The sequence below is a fragment of the Enterobacter cloacae complex sp. P12RS genome (genome assembly GCF_014895875.1).
Classification (GTDB): domain Bacteria; phylum Pseudomonadota; class Gammaproteobacteria; order Enterobacterales; family Enterobacteriaceae; genus Enterobacter; species Enterobacter bugandensis.
In genome coordinates this window covers 1-21,094 of sequence record NZ_JADBQO010000016.1, presented here as the reverse complement: position 1 = coordinate 21,094, position 21,094 = coordinate 1, and the positions used below count along the sequence as shown (strand labels likewise).

Below are 21,094 nucleotides of genomic sequence, written 5' to 3'. Positions count from 1 at the left end.
ATTTTTAAGGATTCAGGCGTGGCGTGCGCCGACGAGGTGCTGTTGATTATTAGCAGGCTTAACAATCAAAGTAAGCCACACGGAGGCGAAAAGCGCTACCCCCATAAAGATGTACGACGCGGATGGGCTGCCGGTCACACCGTTCAGGTAGCCGACGAACCAGGATCCGCAGAACGACCCCAGCGCGCCCATACTGTTAATCAATGCCATTGCACCGCCCGCGACGTTACGCGGCAGCATTTCCGGGATGATGGCAAAAAACGGACCGTACGGGGCGTACATGGCGGCACCGGCAACCACCAGCAGGGTATAAGAGGCCCAGAAGTGATTCGCGCCCACGGCCCACGAGCCGATGAAGGCGAAAGCGGCAATCAGCAGCAGCGGCCAGACGAACAGCTTGCGGTTTTGCAGCTTGTCCGACGCCCAGGAGACAACGATCATCGCGATGGTCGCCGCGAGATACGGTACGGAAGAGAGCCAGCCCACTTCCACCATGCCAAGGTTCTCGCCGCCGCTGCGGATAATCGACGGCAGCCACAGCACAAACCCGTACACGCCGATACTCCAGGTAAAGTACTGCGCGCAGAGCAGGATAACGTTGCGGGAGCGGAACGCTTCGCCGTAGTTGCGTACCGCCTTCAGCCCCTGCTGCTCTTTATCCAGTTGCGCCTGCAGCGCGGCTTTTTCATCTTCGGAAAGCCACTTCGCCTGGGCAGGCTTATCTTTTACCAGCACCCACCAGCAGAATGCCCAGATAATTGCGGGTACCCCTTCGATGATAAACATCTCGCGCCAGCCGAAGGACTGGATCAGGTAGCCGGAGACTACCGACATCCACAGTACGGTGACCGGATTACCGAGAATCAGGAAGGTATTCGCGCGTGAACGTTCAGATTTGGTAAACCAGTTGCTTATGTAAATCAGCATCGCCGGCATGACCGCTGCCTCAACGACGCCGAGAATAAAGCGAATGGCGGCCAGGGCAGGAATATTGTTCACCACGCCGGTCAGTGACGCGCAGGCGCCCCACAGGATCAGACAGATGAAGATCAGCTTACGCACGCTGCGGCGTTCCGCGTAAATCGCGCCGGGGATCTGGAAGAAGAAGTAGCCCAGGAAGAAAAGGGCACCCAGCAGGGATGAAATACCTTTGGTGATGCCGAGGTCTTCGGTGATCCCCGCCGCGGACGCGAAGCTGAAGTTGGCACGATCGAGGTACGCCAGGCTGTACGTGATAAACACGATTGGCATGATGTACCACCAGCGTTTTACTGCATTGGTCGAACTGTTCATAGGCTTGCCTCTGTTGTTGAGGTTGTTACCGCCGTTGTCTGTAGGGTACACGGTGGCTTAATTATTTGGTGTGGCATGCTGCCCTCACCCTGGCCCTCTCCCACAGGGAGAGGGAATTTAAACGCCGAGCTCTGCTCGCGTTGGCAATCCTTCGCTGTCGCCCTGCACCTGAATCGCCAGCGAGCCAATCTTATTGCCCCGCGCGACGGCCTGCTGCAGCGGTTTGCCTTCCAGCAGGGCGCTAATGACGCCTACGGCAAAGCCATCGCCCGCGCCGACGGTGTCGACAACGTTCTCAACCTTCACCGCCGCGACCGCGCCCTGTTCGCCGTCTGCCGTTTTGAACCATGCGCCATCGGCGCCGGTCTTCAGCACCACCGCTTTTACCCCTTGATTCAGATAGAAATCAGCAATGCCTTCCGGCGTATTTTCACCCGTCAGAATCATCCCCTCTTTCAGGCCCGGCAGAACCCAGTCCGCCTGGAACGCCAGGCGGTTCAGCTTCTCGACCATTTCCGCTTCGCTTTTCCACAGCACCGGGCGCAAATTCGGATCGAAAGAGATCGTTTTGCCCAGCGACTTCATGGTCGTTGCCGCATGGTCCAGCAGTTCATAGGAACTGTCAGAGAGCGCCGCCGCCACGCCGCTCAGGTGCAGATGGCGCGCGGAGGCAAAATAGCCGGCGTGGTAATCTTCCGTTGAGAGATGGCTTGCCGCCGAACCTTTGCGGAAATACTCCACAATGGGATCGGTTCCATTCTCGACTTTAGATTTAAGCTGAAAGCCGGTAGGAAAGCGTCCGTCCAGGGTGACGCCTGCGGCATCAATATTCTCTTTTTTCAGCGAGTCGAGAACGAAATGGCCAAAGCTGTCATCCCCCACGCGGCTGACCCAGCCGACGTTCAGACCGAGACGCGCCAGGCCGGTCGCGACGTTCAGCTCTGCGCCCGCTACGCGTTTGATAAAGTGCTCTACCGCGCTCAGTTCGCCCGTTTCGGTCGCGACAAACATCGCCATAGCCTCGCCGATCGTGATGGCATCCAGCGTTTTGTGCATGATTTACTCCTCGCGCAGCAGGTTGACGTAATGACGGGTAACGGCGGTTAAATCCGCCCCTTCCAGCGGGAACTCAATACCGCGCGGAGCATCTGCAGGCAGCTGGCCGAGCAGATCCAGCCAGCGCGCGTCTGCGCGGTCCGGCGCCACGGTGCGGAAGTTATCTTTATGCGGAACGGCGGCTTTAACGTGGATATAGCTCACCGCATGGGCCAGGTGACGCGCGGCCTCTTCGGGGGAGTCGCCGACCCAAAGCCAGTTGCCCATGTCGAAGGTCAGCGTGACGGGCAACGCCATTTCCCGACAGGCGGCCTGGAAGCGCCGCATGGGCGCGAGCTGCCCGCAGTCGGTCTGATCGTTCTCCACAACAAGCGCCATACCGCTGGCATTCAGCAGGGCGCGCAGGGCGTCGAGAGGCTGTGTGTCGCTGAAATGGCCGAGAGAAACCTTCAGCCACAGGGCGTTAAGGGTGTTGGCCTCAGAGAGATAGAGGGGCAGGTCCGGGTTAAGGGTGCCGTCGGGCATAAACAGGGCGGCGGGCGCGGAGTAGCACGCCAGCAGACCCATTAGCTCGATGGATTCGCTCAGTGCAGGCAGCGCCAGCAGCTCATCGCTGTTAAACAGTTCGCGGCGGATCTCCACGCCGTCTGCCCCTGCGGCTGCAATAACGGGGAGCATCGCCCGCTGACCGCCTGCCTGTCGCACCTGTTCCGCGCCATACGCGGCGGTGACCACCATGATTTTCCTGCCCATCTTCGGACTCCATCGCAACATATCAATACTATTACGCTAGATGGAACCGGTTCCAAAGAAAAGATCAGGATGTCGAATTTATGATCGCTATCACAAGGGAGAATTAACGGGCGGTGGAGCCGCGAACGATCAGCTCGCCGGAGAAGACCTGCTCGCGTACGGCATCGCGGGTACCTTCAATACGACGAATCACTTGTTCTACAGCGGCATAGCCAATCTGCCAGGTGGGTTGTTTAAGGGTCGTAATACCCACGCCAGCGAGCTCCGCCCACTCCAGCTCATCAAAGCCCAGCAGACCGATATCGCTGCCCCAGTGCAGGCCAATGCGCTTGAGCGAGCGGGCGACCTGAAGCGTCAGCGCCCCGTTGGCGGAGATAACGGCTTTGCGCATCCCGCGATGGCGGGTATGGAACTGGCGCAGGGTGTTGTCGATCTGGTCGGCTTCGTGAAGCGGCGTTTCGGCATTTTCGGCGATCGCACCGGGATAACGCGCAAGCGTGGCGCGAAATGCCGCCAGGCGGTCGCGTCGGGTATTTACCATGCCCAGCGGTTCGCTCAGAAAAAGAATCGCTTCGAAGCCCTGTTCGATCAGGTGCTCGGTCGCGGTTGTGGCTGCCTGGGTGTTATCCAGCCCGACGACATCGCAGGCGAATTCCGGGATTTTACGGTCGATGAGGACCATTGGCAGGGAGGACTGCTGCAGGCGGTTCAGGCCCTCTTCACGCATGCCTACTGCGTTAACCACAATCCCTTCCACCTGGTAGCTGCGCAGCAGATCGAGATAGTGCAGCTCCTGGTCGACTTCGTTGTTGGTATTACAGACCAGCGGCGTGAAGCCCTTCTCGCGGCAGGCGGCCTCGATACCGCTGAGGACGTTGACGGAGTAGGGGTTGGTGATATCGGCGATAATAAGGCCGATCAAACGGGTGCGACCGCGTTTGAGCCCGCGCGCCATCAGGCTGGGACGATAGTCGAGATCGGCAATGGCCTGTTCAATACGCGCCAGCAATGCGTCGGACAGCAGATGTTTCTCGCCGTTAAGGTAGCGCGAAATGCTGGTTTTACCGGTTTTGGCGGCTTTCGCCACGTCGCTGATGGTGGCCCGGGCTGGTTTGCTCATCGCTGATTTCCCTGAATTTAGTGAGAATACCTTAGCGGGAAAATCAACGATGGCAAGTGGTTCATGCCGGGGTGTGCGGTCTGTTGCCCTCACCCCGGCCCTCTCCCTCGGGGATTACTGAATCGGGCTCAACGTAATCTCTACGCGACGGTTTTGCGCTTTACCTTCCGCCGTGCTGTTGCTGGCGATAGGATTGGCAGGGCCCATGCCGCTGGTGCGGATGCGGTTTGCTTCAACGCCCTGGGTTATCAGGGAGCTGGCCACGGAATCGGCACGCTGCTGAGACAGACGCATGTTCAGATCCTGGCTGCCGGTGCTGTCGGTGTAGCCAATCACGTTCACGGCGGTCTTGTTGTACTCTTTCAGCACCATCGCCACGCCGGTCAGGGTGTTCGCGCCCGCAGGTTTCAGCGTGGCGCTGCTGCTGTCAAAGGTCACGTTGTTCGGCATGTTCAGGATGATGTTATCGCCGCTGCGGGTGACGCTCACGCCGGTTCCCTTCATTTTGTCGCGCAGTTTCGCTTCCTGCACGTCCATGTAATAACCGACGCCGCCGCCCAGCGCCGCACCTGCCGCTGCGCCAATCAGCGCACCTTTGCCGCGGTCTTTCTTGGAGGAGGAGAGTGCCCCAACGCCTGCGCCGACCAGCGAGCCGATACCTGCGCCAATGCCGGATTTACCCGCTTCGCGCTCACCGGTGTAAGGGTTGGTTGTGCAGCCAGAAACAGCCAGTGCACCGCTCACCAGAGCGGCAATAACGAGTACGCGTTTTTTCATCTTCTTTCCTTAATCCTTTTTATTCTTTGCCACGGCGAGCGTGGCAGTTGATTATGACGTCCAGATACGGAGAAAATTCCGGGTATAACTCTGAAATTTGTGACAAACCATAAACGACCTCAACGAGAAGGCCGTAAACCTGCACGCAACCAGGAGCGCACGCTTGAGCACCTCAACAAAAACCATTCTGACCGCCGCCCACTGGGGGCCGATGCTGGTCGAAACCGATGGCGAAAATGTTCTGTCGTCCCGTGGGGCACTGCCAACACAACATCCCAATTCGTTACAGACCGTCGTACGCGATCAGGTGCACAGCAAAACGCGCGTGCGCTGGCCGATGGTGCGCAAAGGTTTTCTGGCCTCGCCGGATAAGCCGCAGGGGATCCGTGGTCAGGATGAGTTTGTTCGCGTGAGCTGGGACGATGCGCTGGCGCTGATCCATACGCAGCATAAGCGCATTCGCGACAGTTATGGCCCATCGTCCATTTTTGCCGGCTCCTATGGCTGGCGCTCGAACGGCGTGCTGCATAAGGCCTCGACCCTGCTGCAGCGCTACATGAGCCTGGCCGGGGGCTATACCGGCCATCTCGGGGATTACTCCACCGGTGCGGCGCAGGCGATCATGCCGTACGTCGTGGGCGGGAACGAAGTGTACCAGCAGCAGACCAGCTGGCCGCTGGTGCTGCAGCACTCCGACGTGGTGGTGCTGTGGAGCGCCAACCCGCTGAACACGCTGAAAATTGCCTGGAATGCCAGCGACGAGCAGGGGATTGGGTATTTCGACGCGCTGCGCAAAAGCGGCAAACGCATCATCTGCATTGATCCGATGCGTTCTGAAACCATGGATTTCTTCGGCGACAGCGCCGAGTGGATTGCTCCTCATATGGGCACCGACGTGGCGATGATGCTGGGTATCGCCCATACGCTGGTGGAGAACGGCTGGCACGACCGCGATTTCCTCGCCCGGTGTACATCCGGCTTCGACAAATTCGCCGACTACCTGACGGGCGAATCTGATGGGGTAGTGAAAACGGCAGAGTGGGCCGCGGAAATTTGTGGCGTTCCAGCCGCTAAAATCCGCGAACTGGCGGCACTGTTCCATAAAAATACCACGATGTTAATGTCCGGCTGGGGGATGCAGCGCCAGCAGTTTGGCGAGCAGAAACACTGGATGCTGGTGACGCTTGCCGCGATGCTAGGACAGATTGGTACGCCGGGCGGCGGTTTTGGTCTTTCCTATCACTTTGCGAATGGCGGTAACCCAACGCGTAAAGCGGCGGTGCTGGCGTCCCTGCAAGGCTCGGTGCAGGGCGGCGTGGATGCCGTGGATAAAATCCCGGTAGCGCGAATCGTTGAAGCCCTGGAAAACCCGGGCGGTTTTTATCAGCATAACGGTCTGGACCGCCACTTCCCGGACATTAAGTTTGTCTGGTGGGCGGGCGGGGCAAACTTCACGCACCATCAGGATACCAATCGCCTGATCCGCGCCTGGCAAAAGCCGGAGCTAGTCGTGATTTCCGAGTGCTTCTGGACCGCCTCGGCCAAACATGCCGATATCGTGCTGCCGGCGACCACGTCGTTTGAGCGTAACGATCTCACCATGACCGGCGATTACAGCAACCAGCATATGGTGCCGATGAAGCGCGTGGTGGCCCCGCGTGATGAAGCGCGTGATGATTTTGACGTGTTTGCTGAACTGAGCGAGCTCTGGGAAGCGGGCGGTCGCGAACGCTTTACCGAAGGGAAAAATGACCTGCAGTGGCTGGAGAGTTTCTACCAGATCGCCGGACAGCGCGGTGCGGCGCAGGGCGTGACGCTTCCGCCATTTGCTGAATTCTGGGAGGCGAACCAGATTCTCGAAATGCCGGAAAGCGAACAGAACGCCCGATTTGTCCGTTTCGCCGATTTCCGTCGCGACCCGGAAAACCATCCGCTTAAAACCGAGAGCGGCAAGATTGTGATCTACAGCGAGCGCATCGCCAGCTTTGGATATGCCGATTGTCCGCCACACCCTTCGTGGCTGGAGCCGGACGAGTGGCACGGCAACGCTCAGCCGGATCAGCTGCAGGTTCTGTCTGCCCATCCGGCGCATCGTCTGCACAGTCAGCTTAACTACACCTCTCTGCGCGAGCAGTATGCGGTCGCCGGGCGGGAGCCAATTACGCTGAATACTTTAGACGCCAAAGCGCGTGGGATTGCGGACGGTGACGTGGTGCGCGTCTGGAACCAGCGTGGGCAGGTGCTGGCAGGGGCGGTGGTCAGCGACGGGATTAAGCCAGGCGTGATCTGTATTCATCAGGGAGCCTGGCCCGACCTTGAGCCCACCGAAGGTGGGATCTGTAAAAACGGGGCGGTTAACGTGCTGACCAAAGATCTCCCCAGCTCGAAGCTGGGGAATGGTTGTGCAGGGAACACGGCGCTGGCCTGGGTCGAGAAATATGAGGGGCCCGAGCTTACCTTAACGGCGTTTGATCCGCCTGCCAGCTCATGATCCACGTCGGGTGCTGGGTATCATCCTGCCAGGCGCTGTCTTCAATGCGAAAGCCCTGAGCATGATAGAAATTCACCGCCCGGACGTTTTTCTGATACACCTCCAGGGTTAAGTGCGGGAAGCGCTGTTGAACATGGTTCAGCAGCGCGCGCCCGATGCCTTTTCCGATATACGCTGGCGTAACGAACAGCGCCCCCACAAACTGCGACTGTATGACGCTGATAAAACCGCGCGGCGTGCCGTTCTCCTCCCAGACCCAGGTTTCGGCGGCGGGAAGGTATTCATCCCGCACCAGCGCTTCGTTCGCTTTCCAGTAGTCGGCGTCGATAAACGGATGCGCCTCGGTGGTGCTCTCAAGCCACAGTCTCAGGAGCTGAGCGGTATTCTCACTGTGCCATTTGCGGATCATGGTTGCCCTCCGGGTGGCAGATGCAGCCCGTAATATGGTCATTGACCAGCCCGCAGGCTTGCATAAAGGAGTAACAGATGGTGGTGCCCACAAACTTGAAGCCGCGTTTTTTCAGCGCTTTCGACAGGGCATCCGAGGCGGGGGTCGAAGTTGGGATCTCTGCAAGCGTGGCGGCCCGCGTCACCTTCGGCTCGTTATCCACAAACGACCAGACAAATGCTGAGAAGGGTTCGCCGTTTTGCTCCATCGCCAGATAAGCACGCGCGTTACCGATAATGGCCTGAATTTTACCACGATGGCGAATGATACCGGGATTCAGAACCAGCCTTTCCACGTCGTCGTCGGTCATGGCGGCTACCGCAGCCGGATTGAACCGGTGGAAGGCATTGCGGTAGTTCTCACGCTTTTTCAGAACGGTGATCCACGACAGACCGGCCTGCTGGCCTTCAAGGCAAATCATTTCAAACAGTTTTTCACCGTCGGTTTCCGGTACGCCCCATTCCTTGTCGTGATAATCGATATAAAGCTGATCCTGGCTTACCCAACCGCAACGTTGCATAGGTCATCTCCCTTCCTGATACGATAAACGCAAAAATTTCAATCTGCCCGGCTTGACGTGTCTGCTAAAGAGACAATAGTTAATACAGGGCTATATGCCCCAATACCTCTTCGAACAATGACATATATCGCCGAACTCGGCTCTTTCTGGAGTCGCTTTGATGATGATAAAAAAAATCAGTGGTCGCCATGCTGCTTCTGGCCTGGTGGGCGTTTCAGCCTGCCTGCTTATATGTAACACCGCTTTTGCGTGGCAACAGGAATATATCGTTTCAGATGCACAAAGTAATACGACAGAACGCTATACATGGGACGCCGATCACCAACCTCGTTATGAAGATATTCTCGCGGAGCGTATTAACCATTCGCAGAATGCTGCGGGCTTTGCGCTGAACGACCCATCCGGGTCGGATGCGGAAACCGTTCTGAGCGTTGGCTGGAATTTTCCCGTGGCGGGGCATATCACAACCGGGCCGGTCATGGCGTGGCGCACAGAGGGTACTCCACCCACAGCGGTAAATACGTTTAGTGATACAACCACCGCGCAGTCGCTTACCGAACCCCTCTGGCATGCCAGCGTGAACTCGCTGGGGTGGCGTGTTGATACCCAGTACGGCGATTTACACCCCTGGGCGAAGATCAGCTACAACCAGCAGTCGGAAGAAGAATATTTGTACACCCTGGGCTTAAGCGCCAAATTTTAGGGTTGTTACTTTTTTAAACGCTGCGGTAACATATTTAATACAATAACGGCGAGGGTTGTGGTGATAGTGGTCACTCACCTTTAAACGTTTTCTTCTCCGGCAAGGTCGTTCATTCCCGCTTCCTGGCATTTCATTCCGTTTCTCCTGCATTTCATGCCGTTTTACCCCTGGCGTTTTGGGGTTTTGTTTATCGTGTCCTCAGCGAATTTCCTTAATTTCTCTTGCAGGATACTGCCATGAACACCTCAACCTATAACCGCACGCGTTGGCTGACGCTATTCGGCACCATCATCACCCAGTTCGCACTGGGTTCGGTCTATACCTGGAGTCTGTTTAACAGCGCCTTGTCTGATAAGCTCGGCGCGCCGATAAGCCAGGTGGCATTCTCCTTCGGCTTACTGAGTCTTGGATTAGCGATTTCCTCTTCCGTGGCGGGCAAACTTCAGGAACGCTTCGGCGTGAAGCGCGTGACCATGGCCTCCGGCATTCTGCTGGGCCTGGGCTTTTTCCTGACGGCGCATTCCAGCAACCTGATGATGCTGTGGCTGAGCGCCGGCGTGCTGGTGGGGCTGGCGGACGGCGCAGGTTACCTGCTGACGCTGTCGAACTGCGTGAAGTGGTTCCCGGAGCGTAAAGGCTTAATCTCCGCGTTTGCTATCGGCTCCTATGGCCTGGGCAGCCTTGGCTTTAAATTTATCGACTCTCAACTGCTGGCGTCCGTTGGCCTCGAAAAAACGTTCATGATCTGGGGGGCTATTGTCCTGGTGATGATTCTGTTTGGCGCCACGCTGATGAAAGATGCCCCGCAGCAGGAAGTGAAATCCGTTAACGGCGTGGTGGAGAACGATTTCACCCTCGCGCAGTCCATGCGTAAACCGCAGTACTGGATGCTGGCGGTGATGTTCCTGACGGCCTGCATGAGCGGTCTGTATGTCATCGGTGTGGCGAAAGATATCGCGCAGGGGATGGTAAAACTGGATGCCGCGACGGCGGCGAATGCGGTGACGGTCATCTCCATTGCTAACCTCTCGGGTCGTCTGGTGCTCGGTATCCTGTCTGACAAAATCGCCCGCATCCGCGTGATTACGCTGGGGCAGGTCATCTCTCTGGTGGGCATGGCGGCGCTGCTGTTTGCTCCGCTGAACGAGGCGACCTTCTTTGCGGCGATTGCCTGCGTCGCCTTTAACTTCGGCGGCACCATTACCGTCTTCCCGTCGCTGGTAAGCGAGTTCTTCGGCCTCAACAATCTGGCGAAAAACTACGGCGTCATTTATCTCGGCTTCGGTATCGGCAGTATCTGCGGGTCGCTGATTGCCTCGCTGTTCGGTGGCTTCTACGTAACCTTCTGCGTGATATTTGCCTTGCTGATTATCTCGCTGGCGCTGTCCACAACGATTCGTCAGCCGCAGCGCGAGGTGTATAAAGAAGCGCATGCATGATTCGATGAAAAGGGGCCTCAGGGCCTCTTTTTTTTATCTCAACATCACTTCCGGACTTGTTATTTTGTAAAAAATTTCCTCGATCACACTCTCTGCTGCCACTTTTCTTTCCCGCTGTGGTCTACTTATCGCGCTTGTAGACGTTTCTGATAACGGTTTCGCTCGCATCTACTTACTCTGTCAGCTTTCTCACTGAGATTCGGCGGGTCTTTATACCCCTTCCCCCAGGGTTGTTTGCATGAAATATATTAGGTCTCTTACCCAGCAAAGATTGTGTCTGATGCTGGCTGTCTATATCGGTTTGTTTCTGAATGGCGCGGTACTGTTCAGACGTGTGGAAGGTTATTTCGAACACCTCAGCGTAAGAAATGGAATTTTTGCCGTCATCGAAGTGTTTGGCTCTATCCTGGCAACCTTCTTCCTGTTACGCCTGCTCTCACTTTTTGGCCGACGTACATGGCAAATTCTGGCCTCGCTGGTGGTGATTATCTCTGCCGCCGCAAGCTATTACATGACATTCATGAACGTGGTCATTGGCTACGGTATTGTCGCCTCGGTGATGACCACGGACATCGACCTCTCGAAAGAGGTGGTGGGTCAAGGGTTCATCATATGGACGATTTTGACCTGCCTGATCCCGCTCTTCTTTATCTGGAGTAATACCTGCCGTTATACCCTGTTACGCCAGCTGCGTACCCGGGGACAGCGCATCCGCAACGTCGCCGTCGTTCTGCTGGCGGGCCTGCTGGTGTGGGCGCCGATTCGCCTGATGGAAAAACAGCAAAAACGGATCGAAAAAGCGACGGGCGTGGATATGCCGAGCTATGGCGGCGTAGTGGCTAACTCGTATCTGCCGTCCAACTGGCTGTCCGCGTTAGGTCTTTACGCCTGGGCGCAGGCGGACGAATCCAGCGATGTGAAATCGCTGATTAACCCGACCAAAAAGTTCACCTACCAGGCGCCGGCTGACGGGCTGGATGATACTTACGTAGTCTTTGTCATCGGTGAAACGACGCGCTGGGATCATATGGGTATCCTCGGTTATGACCGCGATACCACGCCGAAACTGGCGCAGGAGAAGAATCTGGTGGCTTACCGCGGCTATTCCTGCGATACCGCCACGAAGCTCTCGTTGCGCTGTATGTTTGTGCGTGAAGGCGGAGCGAGCGATAACCCGCAACGTACTCTGAAAGAACAAAACGTCTTTGCCGTGCTGAAGCAGCTTGGATTTAGCTCCGATCTGTTCGCCATGCAAAGTGAGATGTGGTTCTACACCAACACGCTGGCAGATAACATCGCGTATCGTGAGCAGATTGGTGCCGAGCCTCGCAACCGCGGGAAAAACGTGGACGACATGCTGCTGCTTGAGGAGATGTCCCAGTCTCTGAAGAATCACCCGCAGGGCAAACATCTCGTCATTCTGCATACCAAAGGATCGCATTACAGTTATTACCAGCGTTACACGCGCGATTTCGCGAAATGGCAGCCTGAGTGTGTAGGCATTAATAAAGACTGCAGCAAGCAGGAGCTGATCAACGCCTACGATAACTCGGTACTGTATGTGGATACCTTCCTGAGCCGGGTGATCGACCAGCTGCGTGATAAAAAAGCGATTGTTATCTACGCCGCAGACCACGGTGAGTCCATTAATGAGAAAGAGCACCTGCACGGTACGCCGCGCAAGCTGGCACCGCCCGAGCAGTTCCGCGTGCCGATGATCATGTGGATGTCGGATAAATATCTTGAAAATCCGGAGAAAGCGAAGATGTTTGCTCAGCTTAAGAAAGAGGCGGAAATGAAGGTGCCGCGTCGTCACGTTGAGCTGTACGACACCATTATGGGTTGCCTCGGCTATACCTCACCGAACGGTGGGATTAACGAAAACAACAACTGGTGTAAACTCCCTGATAACACCGCAAAAGCCGCGCAGTAGCTGCTCTGGCGAGAATATCGCCAGTTGAATGGCTTTTTGAAAATAAGGGATTGACGGGGGCGCACCTCAGCAGTAAGATGCGCTCCGCATTCGGCGAGTAGCGCAGCTTGGTAGCGCAACTGGTTTGGGACCAGTGGGTCGGAGGTTCGAATCCTCTCTCGCCGACCACATTCTGAAAAGGGCTAACCGCAAGGTTAGCCCTTTTTGCATTAACGGCTTACTCATCCTGATTCAGTAAAATGCCCCTTATCCCCGCTTCTTCCTGCCTGTTAACGATTTTGTGACATAATCCATTGTATTTTTTTATATATAGATTGATCTTTTTTCGCGTTGCTTATGGATAACCTCAGCATTTTTCGCTGTGCGTTTTAACGTTCGCGGTATTTAGTGCTCAGATAATCACCATTCTGCAAGAAAATTTACCCATTCTGAATAAAAGTTAATCACTGATTGTTGCGAAATATGAAGATATTTGTGCTGCAAGTTGGCGAGTAGCATAAATTTCCCTGCTGAAAACTGGCGTTCAGGGTTTTTTTAATCTTTGTTTGCGGTTTCTCACACTCGGCGCAAATCCCCGTCACCTGTATTGACGTTTTCACATTCTGTTGACAGATTGTAGGGCATGAGGGGCATTTCAGGGACGATCTGCGCTGCAACTCAAACGCTCTTCTGAAAGGATTCTCCATCCCTTTAACGCCTTCGGGCACCTCCGACCGGACCGGGTAAAAAATAAATAAAGGTCTGGCGGCGTAACACAACAAAGCAAAACATCACATTGGAGCAGAATAATGAGTATTTCCTTGAAGAAGTCAGGGATGCTGAAGCTTGGTCTGAGCCTGGTGGCTATGACCGTGGCAGCAAGCGTACAGGCAAAAACCCTGGTTTACTGTTCTGAAGGCTCGCCGGAAGGCTTTAACCCACAGCTCTTTACCTCTGGTACGACTTACGACGCAAGCTCTGTACCGATCTATAACCGTCTGGTTGAATTCAAAACCGGCACCACGGAAGTGATTCCGGGTCTGGCCGAGAAGTGGGACATCAGCGAAGACGGCAAAACCTATACCTTCCACCTGCGCCAGGGCGTGAAGTGGCAGGACAGCAAAGAATTCAAACCAACGCGTGACTTTAACGCCGACGACGTTGTGTTCTCCTTCGACCGTCAGAAAAACGCCCAGAACCCGTACCACAAAGTGTCTGGCGGCAGCTACGAATACTTCGAAGGGATGGGTCTGCCTGACCTGATCGCCGAAGTGAAAAAAGTAGACGATAAAACCGTTCAGTTCGTGCTGACCCGTCCGGAAGCGCCATTCCTGGCTGACCTGGCCATGGACTTCGCCTCTATTCTCTCTAAAGAGTATGCGGACAACATGCTGAAAGCCGGCACGCCGGAAAAAGTGGACCTGAACCCAATCGGTACCGGCCCGTTCCAACTGCTGCAGTACCAGAAAGACTCCCGTATTCTGTATAAAGCCTTCCCGGGCTACTGGGGCACCAAGCCGCAGATCGACCGTCTGGTCTTCTCCATCACGCCTGATGCGTCCGTACGTTACGCTAAACTGCAGAAAAACGAATGCCAGGTGATGCCGTACCCGAACCCGGCAGACATCGCGCGCATGAAGCAGGACAAAAACATCAACCTGATGGAGCAGGCGGGCCTGAACGTGGGCTATCTCTCCTTCAATACCGAGAAGAAACCGTTTGATGACGTGAAAGTACGTCAGGCGCTGACCTACGCGGTGAACAAAGAAGCGATCATCAAGGCCGTTTACCAGGGCGCGGGCGTTGCTGCCAAGAACCTGATCCCACCAACCATGTGGGGCTATAACGACGACGTTAAGGACTACAGTTACGATCCTGAGAAAGCGAAAGCGCTGCTGAAAGAAGCGGGCCAGGATAAAGGCTTTACCGTCGAGTTGTGGGCGATGCCGGTACAGCGTCCGTACAACCCGAACGCACGCCGTATGGCGGAAATGGTCCAGGCTGACTGGGCGAAAATTGGCGTTCAGGCCAAGATTGTGACCTACGAGTGGGGCGAGTATCTGAAGCGCGCCAAAGCGGGTGAGCACCAGGCGGTAATGATGGGCTGGACCGGTGACAACGGGGATCCGGACAACTTCTTCGCCACCCTGTTCAGCTGTGCGGCAGCGAAAGACGGCTCTAACTACTCTCGCTGGTGCTACAAGCCGTTTGAAGACCTGATCCAGCCGGCGCGTGCGACTGACGATCACAACAAACGTATTGAACTCTACAAGCAGGCTCAGGTTGTTATGCACGATCAGGCTCCGGCGCTGATTGTTGCTCACTCCACCGTGTATGAGCCAGTGCGTAAAGAAGTGAAGGGCTACGTGGTTGATCCACTGGGCAAACACCACTTCGAAAACGTATCGGTTGAATAATTAAAAGCAACGCCAGGCGGCGCTGCGCTTGCACTGGCCTACGGTATGTAGGCCGGGTAAGCGTAGCGCCACCCGGCAGCAGTGCTTTATTGCCTCTCTGAAAGGGGAGGGAATAAGATTTGTGAGCAATACAGACGTCACGCCACTGGCCGTGCGTCATCAGAGAGAATCCGGGTTATGTTGCAGTTCATCCTCCGACGTCTGGGACTTGTTATCCCGACGTTTATCGGTATCACCCTTCTCACTTTTGCCTTCGTCCATATGATCCCCGGCGACCCGGTAATGATTATGGCGGGCGAGCGTGGTATCTCCCCTGAACGTCATGCGCAGCTGCTGGCTGAACTCGGCCTCGATAAGCCGATGTGGCAGCAGTACCTCCACTATATCTGGGGCGTGATGCACGGTGACTTAGGGATTTCGTTAAAAAGCCGTCTTCCGGTGTGGGACGAGTTCGTGCCGCGTTTTAAAGCGACGCTGGAGCTTGGCATCTGCGCCATGATTTTCGCCACTGCGGTGGGTATTCCTGTTGGGGTACTGGCTGCCGTTAAGCGTGGCTCTATTTTCGACCATACCGCCGTGGGTCTGGCGCTGACCGGTTACTCCATGCCTATCTTCTGGTGGGGCATGATGTTGATCATGCTGGTCTCGGTGCAATTGAACCTGACGCCGGTCTCCGGACGCGTCAGCGATATGGTCTTCCTTGATGATACCAATCCGTTAACCGGCTTTATGCTGATCGACACGGCCATCTGGGGCGAGGAGGGCAACTTCATTGATGCCGTTGCGCACATGATCCTGCCTGCCATGGTGCTGGGCACCATTCCTCTGGCGGTGATCGTGCGTATGACCCGTTCCTCCATGCTGGAAGTGCTGGGTGAAGATTACATCCGTACCGCGCGCGCCAAAGGTTTAACCCGCATGCGCGTCATCATCGTCCACGCGCTGCGTAACGCCATGCTGCCGGTGGTGACCGTTATCGGCCTCCAGGTGGGTACGCTGCTGGCGGGGGCGATCCTGACGGAAACCATCTTCTCCTGGCCGGGCCTCGGACGCTGGCTGATTGATGCGCTGCAACGCCGTGACTATCCGGTGGTGCAGGGTGGGGTGCTGCTGGTCGCGACGATGATTATCCTCGTCAACCTGCTGGTCGATTTGCTGTACGGCGTGGTGAACCCGCGTATTCGTCATAAGAAGTAAGGGGCCATCATGTCACAGGTTTCTGAAAACAAAGCTGTTGCTGCACCGGTTCCAATGACGCCGCTGCAGGAGTTCTGGCACTACTTCAAGCGCAATAAAGGCGCGGTAGTCGGGCTGGTGTATGTCGCTATCATGATCCTGATTGCGGTGTTTGCGAACTTTCTGGCGCCATATAACCCGGCGGATCAGTTCCGCGATGCGCTGCTGGCACCTCCTGCCTGGCAGGACGGCGGTAGTCTGGCGCACCTGCTGGGTACCGATGATGTGGGCCGCGATGTGCTGTCGCGTCTGATGTACGGCGCGCGTTTGTCGCTGCTGGTTGGCTGTCTGGTGGTGGTGCTCTCCCTGATTATGGGGATCATCCTCGGCCTGGTTGCCGGTTACTTCGGCGGCATCGTTGATAACATCATTATGCGTATCGTCGACATCATGCTGGCACTGCCAAGCCTGCTGCTGGCTCTGGTGCTGGTGGCGATCTTCGGCCCGTCGATCGGTAACGCCGCCCTGGCGCTGACCTTCGTGGCGCTTCCTCACTACGTGCGATTAACACGCGCGGCGGTGCTGGTGGAAGTGAACCGCGACTACGTCACCGCCTCTCGCGTGGCGGGTGCCGGTGCGATGCGCCAGATGTTCGTTAATATCTTCCCTAACTGCCTTGCGCCGCTGATCGTTCAGGCGTCGCTCGGTTTCTCTAACGCCATTCTTGATATGGCCGCTCTTGGCTTCCTGGGCATGGGTGCGCAGCCGCCAACACCGGAGTGGGGCACCATGCTCTCCGACGTGTTGCAGTTCGCACAAAGCGCCTGGTGGGTTGTCACCTTCCCGGGGCTGGCAATCCTGCTGACGGTGCTGGCATTTAACCTGATGGGTGATGGCCTGCGTGATGCGCTTGATCCCAAACTGAAGCAGTAAGAGGCACGAGATGGCGTTATTAAATGTAGATAAATTATCGGTGCACTTCGGCGACGAAGGCACCCCGTTTCGCGCCGTGGACCGCATCAGCTACAGCGTCAATCAGGGCGAAGTGGTTGGTATCGTCGGGGAGTCCGGTTCCGGTAAGTCGGTGAGTTCACTGGCAATCATGGGGCTGATTGATTACCCGGGCCGCGTGATGGCGGAAAACCTGCAGTTCAACGGTCAGGACCTTAAGCGCATTTCTGAGAAACAGCGCCGCCAGTTGGTGGGCGCCGAAGTGGCGATGATCTTCCAGGACCCGATGACCAGCCTGAACCCGTGCTACACGGTCGGCTTCCAGATTATGGAAGCGATTAAGGTGCACCAGGGTGGTAACAAGAAAACCCGTCGCCAGCGCGCGATCGACCTGCTGAACCAGGTGGGTATTCCTGATCCGGCATCGCGGCTGGACGTATACCCGCACCAGCTTTCCGGTGGGATGAGCCAGCGCGTGATGATCGCCATGGCGATTGCCTGTCGACCAAAGCTGCTGATTGCGGATGAACCGACAACGGCGCTGGATGTGACCATTCAGGCGCAAATCATCGAGCTGCTGCTGGAGTTGCAGCAGAAAGAGAACATGGCGCTGGTGCTGATTACGCACGATCTGGCGCTGGTGGCCGAAGCGGCACACAAGATCATCGTGATGTACGCGGGCCAGGTGGTTGAGACCGGAAATTCGCACGATATCTTCCGCGCGCCGCGTCATCCGTATACGCAGGCACTGCTGCGCGCGCTGCCGGAGTTTGCTCAGGACAAAGCGCGTCTGGCGTCGCTGCCGGGCGTGGTTCCGGGCAAATACGACCGTCCGCAGGGCTGTCTGCTTAATCCGCGCTGCCCGTATGCGACGGACAAATGCCGCGTTGAGGAGCCAGAGCTGAATCAGATGGCCGACGGTCGACAGTCAAAATGCCACTACCCACTCGATGATGCCGGGAGGCCAACACTATGAGTACGCAACAGGCCACCACGCAGCAGCCGCTGTTGCAGGCCATCGACCTGAAAAAACACTACCCGGTGAAAAAGGGGATTTTTGCCCCTGAGCGCCTGGTGAAAGCGCTGGACGGCGTCTCCTTTAACCTCGAACGCGGTAAAACGCTGGCGGTGGTGGGGGAGTCAGGCTGCGGGAAATCGACGCTGGGCCGTCTGCTGACGATGATTGAAGTCCCGACCGGCGGTGAGCTTTATTATCAGGGCCAGGATCTGCTCAAGCACGACCCGCAGGCGCAGAAGCTGCGCCGCCAGAAAATCCAGATTGTGTTCCAGAATCCGTACGGTTCTTTGAACCCGCGTAAAAAAGTGGGACAGATCCTGGAAGAGCCCCTGCTGATTAACAGCAATCTGAGCAAAGAGCAGCGCCGTGAAAAAGCGCTGGCAATGATGGCGAAGGTCGGCCTCAAAACCGAGCATTACGACCGCTACCCGCATATGTTCTCCGGCGGCCAGCGTCAGCGTATCGCTATCGCCCGCGGGCTGATGCTCGATCCGGATGTGGTGATTGCCGATGAGCCGGTTTCGGCGCTCGACGTGTCCGTGCGCGCGCAGGTGCTGAACCTGATGATGGATCTCCAGCAGGATCTGGGGCTGTCTTATGTCTTCATCTCCCATGACCTGTCGGTGGTGGAGCATATTGCCGATGAAGTGATGGTGATGTATCTGGGACGCTGCGTGGAGAAGGGGACCAAAGAGCAGATCTTTAGTAATCCTCGTCATCCGTACACCCAGGCGCTGCTGTCTGCGACGCCGCGTCTGAACCCGGACGATCGTCGCGAGCGCATTAAGCTGACGGGTGAACTGCCAAGTCCGCTGAATCCGCCGCCGGGGTGTGCCTTCAACGCGCGCTGCAGCCGCCGCTTTGGCCCGTGCACCCAGCTTCAGCCGCAGCTGAAGGATTATGGCGGTCAACTGGTCGCCTGCTTTGCGGTCGATCAGGATGAAAATGGCGAGAAGCCGCACGCATAACGAAAAAAAACCGGCGCTAAGCCGGTTTTTTTATGTCTGCCTGACTATTTTCGCAGGCGAATCTGGTCGACGGCGTGCTTCTCGCTCTTGGTGAGGATCAGGCTCGCACGCTCGCGCGTCGGGAGGATGTTCTCTTTGAGGTTCACGTAGTTGATCTCATTCCACAGCCCCCTGGCCACATTAATCGCCTCTTCTTCAGAAAGCTGGGCGTAGTGGTGGAAATAGGAGTCCGGGTCGGTGAATGCCCCTTCGCGGAACTTCAGGAAGCGGTTGATATACCAGTTCTGCAGCAGATCTTCCGGCGCATCAACATAGATAGAGAAATCGACGAAATCCGAAACGAACACATGATGCGGGTCATGAGGATAGTCCATGCCGCTTTGCAGCACGTTCAAACCTTCAAGGATCAGGATATCCGGCTGGACTACCGTTTTATCCCCATCCGGGATGCGGTCGTAAATCAGGTGTGAATAGACCGGCGCCGTGACGTGCGGCACGCCAGATTTCAGGTCAGAGACAAATTTTACCAGACGGTGCATATCATAAGAGAGCGGGAAGCCCTTCTTCTTCATCAGCCCGCGTTCTTTTAAGACCTCATTCGGGTGCAGGAAGCCGTCGGTGGTGATCAACTCAACGCTGCGGTGTTCCGGCCAGCGGCTCAGCAGCGCCTGCAGCACGCGTGCGGTAGTGCTTTTACCCACGGCCACGCTGCCCGCAATACTAATGATATAAGGAATGCGCTGACCATTGGTTCCGAGGAACTGCTCCAGCACCGCCTGACGGCGCAGGTTGGAGCTGATATAGAAGTTAAGCAAGCGAGAGAGGGGGAGATAAATTTCTGCCACCTCTTCCAGGGACAGATCTTCGTTTATCCCTTTTAACCGTGCGATTTCACCTTCCGTCAGCGTCATAGGGACGGAATCACGCAGGGCAGCCCACTGGCTGCGGTTAAAGTGAAGATAAGGCGTCATTAACGTTTGCTCTTTTTTGCTCATAAGCATGCTTCAGTGAGCCAGCGCTATGCTGCCGGGACGTGGCTCATCACACAGTTAATTTTGGACAATGGGCAGGAGGTTAACACCAGATGGCGGGAATAATAAGAAAAAAGATGGAAAGCGCTGCGTTACGCGGAAGCCGTCACGCTACGGTGTATGCGATGTAAATCATGCCTGTATGTTGATTATTTGACCCGGAATAGCTACTTTTACATCGCTTAGCGCTGCGTTCGCATAAAATGTGAGCGAAAGAACGTTTTATGCAAATTTTTAGTTGCATGACCGCGCAGGTATCCATAGAATGCGCGCTACTTGATGCCGACTTAGCTCAGTAGGTAGAGCAACTGACTTGTAATCAGTAGGTCACCAGTTCGATTCCGGTAGTCGGCACCATCAAGTCCGGTGGGGTTCCCGAGCGGCCAAAGGGAGCAGACTGTAAATCTGCCGTCACAGACTTCGAAGGTTCGAATCCTTCCCCCACCACCACTTTCTGGCAGCGTAAATGCCGCCGGAGCTGGTTGGAAAAATTAGCCAGCTCAAACTGAAAAAGAGAGAAATCTCTTTTTTTGTTACAGAAAGAACTGGGTAGCCGAGTTTCAGGATGCGGGCATCGTATAATGGCTATTACCTCAGCCTTCCAAGCTGATGATGCGGGTTCGATTCCCGCTGCCCGCTCCAATACGTGCTGATATGGCTCAGTTGGTAGAGCGCACCCTTGGTAAGGGTGAGGTCCCCAGTTCGACTCTGGGTATCAGCACCACTTCACTTCTCCTTCCCGTTTCTCTCTGTTTCAATTTTACTGTATTCAACAATTCAGGCATTTCGCCTGGTTGATGTGGTGATATCACCGATTTATCCGTGTCTTAGAGGGACAATCGATGTCTAAAGAAAAGTTTGAACGTACAAAACCGCACGTTAACGTCGGTACTATCGGCCACGTTGACCATGGTAAAACAACGCTGACCGCTGCAATCACTACCGTTCTGGCTAAAACCTACGGTGGTTCTGCTCGTGCATTCGACCAGATCGATAACGCACCAGAAGAAAAAGCTCGTGG

General features: G+C 56.0%; 18 protein-coding genes and 5 tRNA genes. 15 read left to right on the top strand and 8 right to left on the bottom strand.

Features of this window, described 5'->3' with window-relative positions:
• Positions 1–12 precede the first annotated feature (12 nt).
• The 5 genes from IM284_RS11695 to IM284_RS11675 form a co-directional block, all read right to left on the bottom strand.
• On the bottom strand, positions 13–1,293 hold the full coding sequence (locus tag IM284_RS11695) for an MFS transporter (RefSeq protein ID WP_047366951.1): 1,281 nt from the start codon (positions 1,291–1,293) through the stop codon (positions 13–15).
• Positions 1,294–1,410: 117 nt separating this feature from the next.
• Positions 1,411–2,349 carry a sugar kinase gene (locus IM284_RS11690; protein ID WP_028015082.1) on the bottom strand — a complete coding sequence of 313 codons (939 nt, stop codon included), beginning with the start codon at positions 2,347–2,349 and terminating at the stop codon, positions 1,411–1,413.
• A 3-nt stretch (positions 2,350–2,352) separates the two neighbouring features.
• On the bottom strand, positions 2,353–3,102 hold the full coding sequence (locus IM284_RS11685) for a sugar phosphate isomerase/epimerase (protein WP_193055815.1): 750 nt from the start codon (positions 3,100–3,102) through the stop codon (positions 2,353–2,355).
• Between the two features lie 103 nt (positions 3,103–3,205).
• Positions 3,206–4,222 carry a LacI family DNA-binding transcriptional regulator gene (locus tag IM284_RS11680; RefSeq protein ID WP_028015084.1) on the bottom strand — a complete coding sequence of 339 codons (1,017 nt, stop codon included), beginning with the start codon at positions 4,220–4,222 and terminating at the stop codon, positions 3,206–3,208.
• A 114-nt stretch (positions 4,223–4,336) separates the two neighbouring features.
• Positions 4,337–4,999 carry an OmpA family lipoprotein gene (locus IM284_RS11675; RefSeq protein ID WP_008502762.1) on the bottom strand — a complete coding sequence of 221 codons (663 nt, stop codon included), beginning with the start codon at positions 4,997–4,999 and terminating at the stop codon, positions 4,337–4,339.
• Positions 5,000–5,210: 211 nt separating this feature from the next.
• Between IM284_RS11675 and IM284_RS11670 the strand changes: the two genes are divergently transcribed.
• The gene (locus tag IM284_RS11670; protein WP_047366959.1) at positions 5,211–7,490 is read left to right on the top strand and encodes a molybdopterin guanine dinucleotide-containing S/N-oxide reductase; all 2,280 of its coding nucleotides are present in this window, start codon (positions 5,211–5,213) and stop codon (positions 7,488–7,490) included.
• On the opposite strand, the gene IM284_RS11665 is transcribed toward IM284_RS11670, so the two are convergent.
• Entirely contained in the window at positions 7,453–7,899 is a 447-nt protein-coding gene (locus tag IM284_RS11665) for an N-acetyltransferase (protein ID WP_028015086.1), read from the bottom strand. The genes IM284_RS11670 and IM284_RS11665 overlap by 38 nt on opposite strands.
• Positions 7,877–8,458 carry a DNA-3-methyladenine glycosylase I gene (tag, locus tag IM284_RS11660; protein WP_028015087.1) on the bottom strand — a complete coding sequence of 194 codons (582 nt, stop codon included), beginning with the start codon at positions 8,456–8,458 and terminating at the stop codon, positions 7,877–7,879. The genes IM284_RS11665 and tag overlap by 23 nt, the downstream gene beginning before the upstream one ends.
• A gap of 160 nt (positions 8,459–8,618) precedes the next feature.
• Here tag and IM284_RS11655 point away from each other — a divergent pair, with 160 nt between their 5' ends.
• From IM284_RS11655 to dppF, 9 genes are all read left to right on the top strand, one after another.
• Entirely contained in the window at positions 8,619–9,161 is a 543-nt protein-coding gene (locus IM284_RS11655; protein WP_047366954.1) for a lipase, read from the top strand.
• A 236-nt stretch (positions 9,162–9,397) separates the two neighbouring features.
• Entirely contained in the window at positions 9,398–10,600 is a 1,203-nt protein-coding gene (locus IM284_RS11650) for an MFS transporter (RefSeq protein WP_028015089.1), read from the top strand.
• 238 nt (positions 10,601–10,838) lie between these two features.
• Positions 10,839–12,533 carry a kdo(2)-lipid A phosphoethanolamine 7''-transferase gene (gene eptB / locus IM284_RS11645; protein WP_028015090.1) on the top strand — a complete coding sequence of 565 codons (1,695 nt, stop codon included), beginning with the start codon at positions 10,839–10,841 and terminating at the stop codon, positions 12,531–12,533.
• A gap of 91 nt (positions 12,534–12,624) precedes the next feature.
• Positions 12,625–12,701, top strand: a tRNA-Pro gene (locus IM284_RS11640).
• Positions 12,702–13,321: 620 nt separating this feature from the next.
• Complete coding sequence (gene dppA / locus IM284_RS11635; protein ID WP_028015091.1) at positions 13,322–14,929, top strand: dipeptide ABC transporter periplasmic-binding protein DppA; 1,608 nt, start codon at positions 13,322–13,324, stop codon at positions 14,927–14,929.
• 177 nt (positions 14,930–15,106) lie between these two features.
• Positions 15,107–16,126: a dipeptide ABC transporter permease DppB gene (gene dppB / locus IM284_RS11630; protein ID WP_028015092.1), complete on the top strand. Its 1,020-nt coding sequence runs from the start codon at positions 15,107–15,109 to the stop codon at positions 16,124–16,126.
• Between the two features lie 9 nt (positions 16,127–16,135).
• On the top strand, positions 16,136–17,038 hold the full coding sequence (gene dppC / locus IM284_RS11625; protein ID WP_028015093.1) for a dipeptide ABC transporter permease DppC: 903 nt from the start codon (positions 16,136–16,138) through the stop codon (positions 17,036–17,038).
• Between the two features lie 10 nt (positions 17,039–17,048).
• On the top strand, positions 17,049–18,032 hold the full coding sequence (dppD, locus tag IM284_RS11620) for a dipeptide ABC transporter ATP-binding protein (protein ID WP_193055814.1): 984 nt from the start codon (positions 17,049–17,051) through the stop codon (positions 18,030–18,032).
• A complete protein-coding gene (dppF, locus tag IM284_RS11615) occupies positions 18,029–19,042 on the top strand; it encodes a dipeptide ABC transporter ATP-binding subunit DppF (protein ID WP_045260007.1) in 1,014 nt (337 codons plus the stop codon). Before dppD ends, dppF begins: the two co-directional genes overlap by 4 nt.
• 44 nt (positions 19,043–19,086) lie before the next feature.
• Here the strand turns inward: dppF and coaA are convergent, their stop codons facing one another.
• The gene (coaA, locus tag IM284_RS11610; protein WP_032644951.1) at positions 19,087–20,037 is read right to left on the bottom strand and encodes a type I pantothenate kinase; all 951 of its coding nucleotides are present in this window, start codon (positions 20,035–20,037) and stop codon (positions 19,087–19,089) included.
• Between the two features lie 317 nt (positions 20,038–20,354).
• On the opposite strand from coaA, the gene IM284_RS11605 reads away from it, so the two are divergent.
• The 5 genes from IM284_RS11605 to IM284_RS11585 all read left to right on the top strand — a co-directional run.
• Positions 20,355–20,430: transfer RNA gene (locus IM284_RS11605), tRNA-Thr, on the top strand.
• Between the two features lie 8 nt (positions 20,431–20,438).
• Positions 20,439–20,523, top strand: a tRNA-Tyr gene (locus IM284_RS11600).
• A gap of 117 nt (positions 20,524–20,640) precedes the next feature.
• Positions 20,641–20,715: transfer RNA gene (locus IM284_RS11595), tRNA-Gly, on the top strand.
• A gap of 6 nt (positions 20,716–20,721) precedes the next feature.
• Positions 20,722–20,797, top strand: a tRNA-Thr gene (locus IM284_RS11590).
• Between the two features lie 118 nt (positions 20,798–20,915).
• The coding region (locus IM284_RS11585) for a GTP-binding protein (protein ID WP_010287081.1) at positions 20,916–21,094 on the top strand (179 nt) is incomplete at its 3' end.